Annotated in this window: 5 protein-coding genes; 2 read left to right on the forward strand and 3 right to left on the reverse strand. The window is 72.3% G+C overall.

Annotation, left to right across the window (positions count from 1 at the left end; genetic code table 11):
• Nucleotides 1–12: 12 nt before the first annotated feature.
• Entirely contained in the window at nt 13–933 is a 921-nt protein-coding gene (locus tag SM611_RS09140; protein WP_371948743.1) for a DUF4190 domain-containing protein, read from the forward strand.
• A gap of 309 nt (nt 934–1242) precedes the next feature.
• Here SM611_RS09140 and SM611_RS09145 read toward each other — a convergent pair whose 3' ends face one another.
• The 3 genes from SM611_RS09145 to SM611_RS09155 form a co-directional block, all read right to left on the reverse strand.
• The gene (locus tag SM611_RS09145) at nt 1243–2433 is read right to left on the reverse strand and encodes a thiolase C-terminal domain-containing protein (protein WP_371948711.1); all 1191 of its coding nucleotides are present in this window, start codon (nt 2431–2433) and stop codon (nt 1243–1245) included.
• A 99-nt stretch (nt 2434–2532) separates the two neighbouring features.
• Nucleotides 2533–3591, reverse strand: a complete 1059-nt coding sequence (locus SM611_RS09150) for a threonine aldolase family protein (protein ID WP_371948712.1) — start codon at nt 3589–3591, stop codon at nt 2533–2535.
• Between the two features lie 47 nt (nt 3592–3638).
• Complete coding sequence (locus SM611_RS09155; RefSeq protein WP_371948714.1) at nt 3639–4202, reverse strand: hypothetical protein; 564 nt, start codon at nt 4200–4202, stop codon at nt 3639–3641.
• 548 nt (nt 4203–4750) lie between these two features.
• Between SM611_RS09155 and SM611_RS09160 the strand changes: the two genes are divergently transcribed.
• The gene (locus tag SM611_RS09160; protein ID WP_371948716.1) at nt 4751–6193 is read left to right on the forward strand and encodes a helix-turn-helix domain-containing protein; all 1443 of its coding nucleotides are present in this window, start codon (nt 4751–4753) and stop codon (nt 6191–6193) included.
• The last annotated feature ends 126 nt before the right edge of the window (nt 6194–6319 follow it).

A 6319-nucleotide genomic window follows, 5' to 3' on the forward strand; every position in this document is an offset into this window, starting at 1 on the left:
TCTCCCGTGACGATGCCACCGGAGACTGACGACACCCCAGCCCCCACGAACCGCTTAGCGATCATCGCACTGCTCACCGCGATCCTCGGCCTGGCGCTCCTCGCGATCGGCTTCGCCGTCGCCGCGCTCGTCCAGCTCCGCCGGCGGGCGGAGAGGGGGCGGAGCCTGGCCATCGCCGCGCTGGCCCTGTCGACGGCCTGGCTCGTGGCGGGCGCCGTACTGCTCGCCGCCACCGCCGAGGACGAGAACGCGCCACCCGAGGGGCCGCGAGCGTCGGCCCTGTCAGAGAGCGGCTGCTTCGGAGGCTTCCGGCAGGCGGGGACGAAGATCTTCGCGAATGCCGTGCCGTGCGCGGCTCCCCACGAAGGAGAGGTCGTCGCCAAGCTGTACCTTGCCGAGTTCCCCGGTGACGCACGGAGTGCCGCCGAGGTCGAGAAGGCGTGCCGGGCACGGGCGGCGTCGCTGTACGCGGGCCGAAGCAGCGACGAGTTCGCGTTGTTCACCGACCGTCCGGACGAGGAGGACTGGCGACGCGGCGAGCATGCCGCGACGTGCCTCCTCCGCTACACCGACGGCCCGAAGAGCGTCCCGCTGAACGAACTGCCGAAAGCGCTGTCGGAGCTGGCCGCGGGCGACTGCGTCGGGAAATGGAGCGGCTCGGGTTTCGTGTACCTGGTCGACTGCGGGAAGAGGCACGAGGTCCAGGTGTTCGCCAGGATCACACCGAAAGGCGACGACTACCCGGACGAGGCGAGGGCGTACGTCCTGTGCGCCGACCAGGCGCGTCGCGTCTTCGGCCAGAACCCGCCAGAGCACCTCCGGATGCGCTACGCAGGACCGGACGAACTGGCATGGGCGCGCGGCGAGCGATTCGTAGCTTGCCTCATAACGAGCAAGAAGGGCCTGCTAACCCATTCGATGCTCCCGAACTGACCCACCGCAGCACGAATACCCCCAGCAGCCACACCGCGAAAGAGGTCCTAGAAAGGGCTCTTGGACGAGCGACGACCACCCTCTTGGACTGGACCCGAGCGTCACCACAAGCAGAGGCGACAGCCACGGGCGGGCACGCGGAGGGCGCTCAGCGCCCGGAGCGGGCCTGTCCGACGACGCAGGCGACCGCAGCGACACCGCACACACCCGCACAGGCACAAAAGACCGAAACAGCGGCGTGAGGATCGCCTGCGTCGTCGACGGGGGTTCCAGGGGGGCGCCCCCTGGACTAACACGGCCCCCTGGGAGTTAACGCGCCGGCTTGTACACCGCCACGGCGCAGGCGCTGCCCAGGCCGATGTTGTGCTGGAGGGCGACGCGGGCGCCTTCCACCTGCCGCTTGTCGGCCTGGCCGCGCAGCTGCCAGGTGAGTTCGGCGCACTGGGCGAGGCCGGTGGCGCCGAGGGGGTGGCCCTTGGAGATGAGGCCGCCGGACGGGTTGACGACCCACTTGCCGCCGTAGGTGGTGGCCTGGTCGTCGATGAGCTTGTGGCCCTCGCCGACCTCGGCCATGCCGAGCGCCTCGTAGGTGACCAGTTCGTTGGCGCTGAAGCAGTCGTGGAGTTCGATGACGTCGACGTCGTCGATGGAGACCTGCGCCTCGTCCATGGCCTTGCGGGCGGCCAGCTTGGAGACGCCGAAGCCGACGACGTTGATGGAGGAGTTGTCCTCGAAGCTCTGGGGCGTGTCGGTGGCGATGTGGTGGCCGGCGATCTCGATGGCCTGGTCCCACAGGTCGTTCTCGTCGAGGAACCGCTCGCTGACGACGAGCGCGGCGCCGGCACCGTCGGAGGTGGGGGAGCACTGCAGCTTGGTCAGCGGGTCGAAGATCATCGGGGCGTTCTTGACGTCGTCGAGCGTGTACTCGGTCTGGAACTGCGCGTACGGGTTGTTGACCGAGTGCTTGTGGTTCTTCCAGCCGATCCAGGCGTAGTGGTCGGGGGTGGAGCCGTACTTCTCCATGTGCTCGCGGCCGGCGTTGCCGAACATCTGCGGCATGGGCGCCTTGTCGAGCTCCCATTCGCGTCCGGCGGTCATGGAGCGCAGGTGGTGGTCGATGATGGTGACCTTGGACTCGCCGACACCGGCGCCGAGGGAGCCCTTCTTCATCTTCTCCATGCCGAGCGCGAGGGCGCAGTCGGCGAGGCCGCCGCGGACGGCCTGGCGGGCGAGGAACAGCGCGCTGGAGCCGGTCGCGCACGCGTTCATGACGGTCATGACGGGGATACCGGTCATGCCGGTCTCGTAGAGGGCGCGCTGGCCCATCGAGCCGTACATCGAGCCGGCGTAGGCCATCTCGATCTTGTCGTAGCCGACGCCGGCGTCTTCCAGGGCCTTGCCGACGGCCTCCTTGGCCATGTCGGGGTACTCCCAGTCGCGGGAGCCGGGCTTCTCGAACTTGGTCATGCCCACGCCGACGACGAAGGTGCGGTTGGCCATCGCGCTCGCCTCCTGTAACCGAATCCTGTTCGGTGACACGATACGCCCTGTCCGCCCGGCGGATCGGGGCGCTCCCGATGATCGGGATGAAACCGCCGGTCAGCCGGTCATCTCGGACGCGAGGGCGGCGGCGAACGCGTCCACGTCGTCCTCGGTCGTGTCGAACGAGCAGACCCAGCGGACCTCGCCGGTCGCCTCGTCCCAGGTGTAGAAGGGGAACCGCTTGCGCAGCCGGTCGGCCGCGTCCTTCGGGATGAGCGCGAACACGGTGTTCGCCTCCACGGACTGGGTGATCTCCACGCCGGGGACGGCGCGGGCGGCGGCCTCCAGGCGCCGCGCCATCGCGTTGGCGCGGGACGCGTTGCGCAGCCACAGGTCGCCGTCCAGCAGCGCGACGAGCTGCGCCGACACGTACCGCATCTTGGACGCCAGCTGCATGCTCGACTTGCGCAGGTAGGCCACCCCGCGCACCGCGTCCGGGTTCAGCACGACGATCGCCTCGCCGAGCAGCAGGCCGTTCTTCGTGCCGCCGAACGACAGGACGTCCACGCCCGCGTCGGTGGTGAGGGCGCGCAGCGGGGCGCCGAGGGACGCGGCGGCGTTGGCGATGCGGGCGCCGTCCATGTGCACGGTGAGGCCGCGCTCGTGCGCCGCCGCCGCGACGGCCGCCGTCTCCGCCGCCGTGTAGACGGTGCCCAGCTCGGTGCTCTGGGTGATCGACACGACGGCGGGCTGCCGCCGCTGGACGTTGCCGAACCCCGTCGCGTGCGCGGCGACCAGCTCGGGCGTCAGCTTCCCGTCGGCCGTCGGGACGGTGACCAGCTTCAGCCCGGCGATCTTCTCGGCGGCGCCGCACTCGTCGGTGTTGACGTGCGCGGACTCCGGGCAGACGACCGAGCTCCACCGCTCCGACATCGCCTGCAGCGACACCACGTTCGCGCCCGTCCCGTTGAACACCGGGAACACCTCGGCCCGGTCGCCGAAATGCCGCCGCACGACGTCGCGGAGCCGGGCGGTGACGGCGTCGTCGCCGTAGGCGGGCTGGTGCCCGTCGTTGACCCCGGCCAGGGCGGCGAGGACGTCCGGATGGACGCTCGCCTGATTGTCGCTGGCGAATGCGCGCGCGGCGGCGGGACGGTTCTCGGACGGCTGCGTCATGCGCCCATTCTCCCGGACGCCCGCCGTGCCCTTTGCCGATCCGTTTCCTAAGCGGGACGGTCGGTGATGTTCTGCACCGTCGCGGGCGGGGCGTCGGCCGGCGGCTCGGCGGCGCGCAGCGCCATGCGGGACCGCATGGCGTCGAGGTCGTCGCCGAACCGGGCCACGGTGGACTGCAGGTCGCGCCAGAGCCCGGTCCGCTGCTCCAGTTGTGCGATCTTGGTGCGCAGGTCGCCGATGCGCCGCTCGGCGGCCTCCAGCCGGGCGCCGTTGCCGGCGGTGTCGCGGCCGGTGCGGATCACGCTCGTGGCGACGGCGGCCAGGTCGCGCTCGGTGTCGTCCATCCGCTCGTCGATGCGGGGCAGCAGCCGGTCGTTGAGCTGCCCGACGAGCGAGTCGAGCTCGGTGCGGATCGTGCGGAGCTCGGCGTCCTGGTCCTGGACGGCCTGCTCCAGGATCGCCACGCGCTCGACATAGGAGGGGAGAAGCCGCCCCAGCTCAGCAGACCGTTCCAGATCTCGTCCCACCTTCACGAGGAGGCCGATGCCCTCGCGCAGATGGCGCTCCGCCCCGACGGCGGCGCGGCGGACGAGACCCGGGATCACGGTCATGGCGCTCCCTCCAGGGGCGGTTCGAGTGGATTCTCCCTAAACTCTAGGCGAACCGCCGTTGAACATTTTGGGAACCGGGATGTTTATTTCGGGGAGCGCGCGCGTTTTCGGACGGCAGGCGCGCGCCGTGTCCGCTGCGGCGGCGGCACGGCGCAGGCGCAGAGCCCCCGGCGGACGATGAGCCAGGCGCGTTCGGCCGTGTAGTCCGCCCGGCTGAGCGCCGGACGGACTCGATGACAGGTCAGGCAGAGCATGCGTTGATCGTCCTCCCCGTGATGCCGGGAGCGCCCCGCGCCGGTGGGTCCCGGTCCGCCGCCCCGGCGCGCATTCCCCCCGGACGCGCGACGGGACGGCGGGACCCACATGATGGCCCTTCGTCTCCCAACGCCGGCAACGCTAGGCGTCCGCACGTTGCATGCACGTTGCGACCGTGCGATCACGGAACGTGTCCGGATCCGGCCGTGCGGGATCCGGCGAATCGGTTGCGCGGAACCCTCCGATGGCCCGATCCTCAGACGGGCCGAGGTTCTCTCCGGGGGAAAGGACTGATGGTGGTGCACGATCCGGTGGCCGTCCGTCCGCCCATCTCCGAGTCATGGCGGCGCTCCCGGGACGCCGGCGTCGACGTCGCCATCGCCGCCGCCCCGCTGGTGTACGACCGGGACGTCCTCGCCGACGCCCGCGCCGCCCATCCGCTGCGGCCGCATCTGCCGATGCTGGAGGTGCTGCTGCGCCGGGTCGCCGACGAGACCGAGCACCTGATGGCGATCACCGACGCGGACGGGCACGTGCTGTGGACGCAGGGCCCGCCCGCCGCCCGCCGCGCCGCCGAGGCGATCGGGCTGACCGAGGGGTTCCGCTGGGCGGAGGACGCCGTCGGCACCAACGGGATCGGCACCGCGATCGCGGCCGGGCGCCCCGAGTACGTCTACGCCGCCGAGCACGTCGCGCACATCCTGCACCGCTGGTCGTGCGCCGGCGCGCCGATCATCGACCCCGACTCGGCGCGGGTCGTCGGCTGCATCGACGTCAGCGCGACCGTGACGGCGCTGCATCCGGCGACCGTCGCGCTGGTCGCCGCCGCCGCGCGGCTGGCCGAGGCGCGGCTGGAGAACGAGATGCTGGTGCGGGACGAGCGGCTGCGCGAGCGGCTGCTGCCGCACCTGCGCGGTCTCGGCGGGGCGTGGCTGCTGGTCACCGCCACGGGGCGGATCCTCGCCGCGGGCGCGGACGGGCCGCGCGGCCGCCGGGTCGCCGCGCCCGAGCCCGGCGGGACGGTCGCGCTGCCGGACGGCCGCGTCGCCGTCGCCGAGCCGCTCGGCGAGGCGTTCCTGCTCCGGGCGGCCGGGCGGGTCGGCGCGACCGCGGTGTCCGGTCCGCGGGCCGGGGAGGCGCGCCCCGCCGGCGACGGGCCGCTGCTGACGCTGTCGTTCCTCGGCGACGGGCAGCCGCACGGGCTGCTGGACGGCCGGCGGTTCGGGCTGACGCTGCGGCACGCCGAGATCCTCGCGCTGCTCGCGCTGCATCCGCGCGGGCTGAGCGGCGACCGGCTCTCGCTGTGCCTGTACGGCGACGACGGCAGTCCGGCGACCGTCCGGCCGGAGATCCACCGGCTCCGCCAGCAGCTCGGCGACATCGTCCGGGCCCGCCCCTACCGGCTCGGCTGCGCGGTCGAGGCCGACTTCCTGACCGTCCGGCGGCTGCTGGACGACGGCGACGTCGCCGGCGCGGTGCGGCTGTACGGGGGCGAGCTGCTGCCCCGCTCGGACGCGCCCGCGATCCGGATGGAGCGCGACGAGCTGGCGGTGCGGGTGCGGCGCCAGGTCCTCGACCGGGGCGGTGCCGACGCGCTGTGGGTGTACGCGCAGACCGAGCCGGGCCGGACCGACCTGGAGGCGCTCGAACGGCTGCGCGCCGTCCTGCCGGCGGGCGACCCGCGGCGCGCCGCCGCCGCCTCGCGCAGCGACCGCCTGCGGGGCGGCGAGCTCTAGACGGGGTCAGACATCCCTGGAGGTTGGGATGTCAAGCGGCGAGGTCGTGGTGGTGGTGTGACCAGGCGGTTGCCTGGTCGTAGGGGGTTTGGGTTTTGAGGCAGCCGTGGAGGATGCCGACGAGGC

Origin of the sequence: Actinomadura monticuli (genome assembly GCF_041463655.1) — a bacterium.
Classification (GTDB): domain Bacteria; phylum Actinomycetota; class Actinomycetes; order Streptosporangiales; family Streptosporangiaceae; genus Spirillospora; species Spirillospora monticuli.

Bases quoted from the DNA above. Each gene is read 5' to 3' on its own strand.
- SM611_RS09140 (WP_371948743.1), top strand. From the start codon at position 13: ATGCCACCGGAGACTGACGACACCCCAGCCCCCACGAACCGCTTAGCG.
- SM611_RS09160 (WP_371948716.1), top strand. From the start codon at position 4,751: ATGGTGGTGCACGATCCGGTGGCCGTCCGTCCGCCCATCTCCGAGTCA.
- SM611_RS09155 (WP_371948714.1), bottom strand. From the start codon at position 4,202: ATGACCGTGATCCCGGGTCTCGTCCGCCGCGCCGCCGTCGGGGCGGAG.
- SM611_RS09145 (WP_371948711.1), bottom strand. From the start codon at position 2,433: ATGGCCAACCGCACCTTCGTCGTCGGCGTGGGCATGACCAAGTTCGAG.
- SM611_RS09150 (WP_371948712.1), bottom strand. From the start codon at position 3,591: ATGACGCAGCCGTCCGAGAACCGTCCCGCCGCCGCGCGCGCATTCGCC.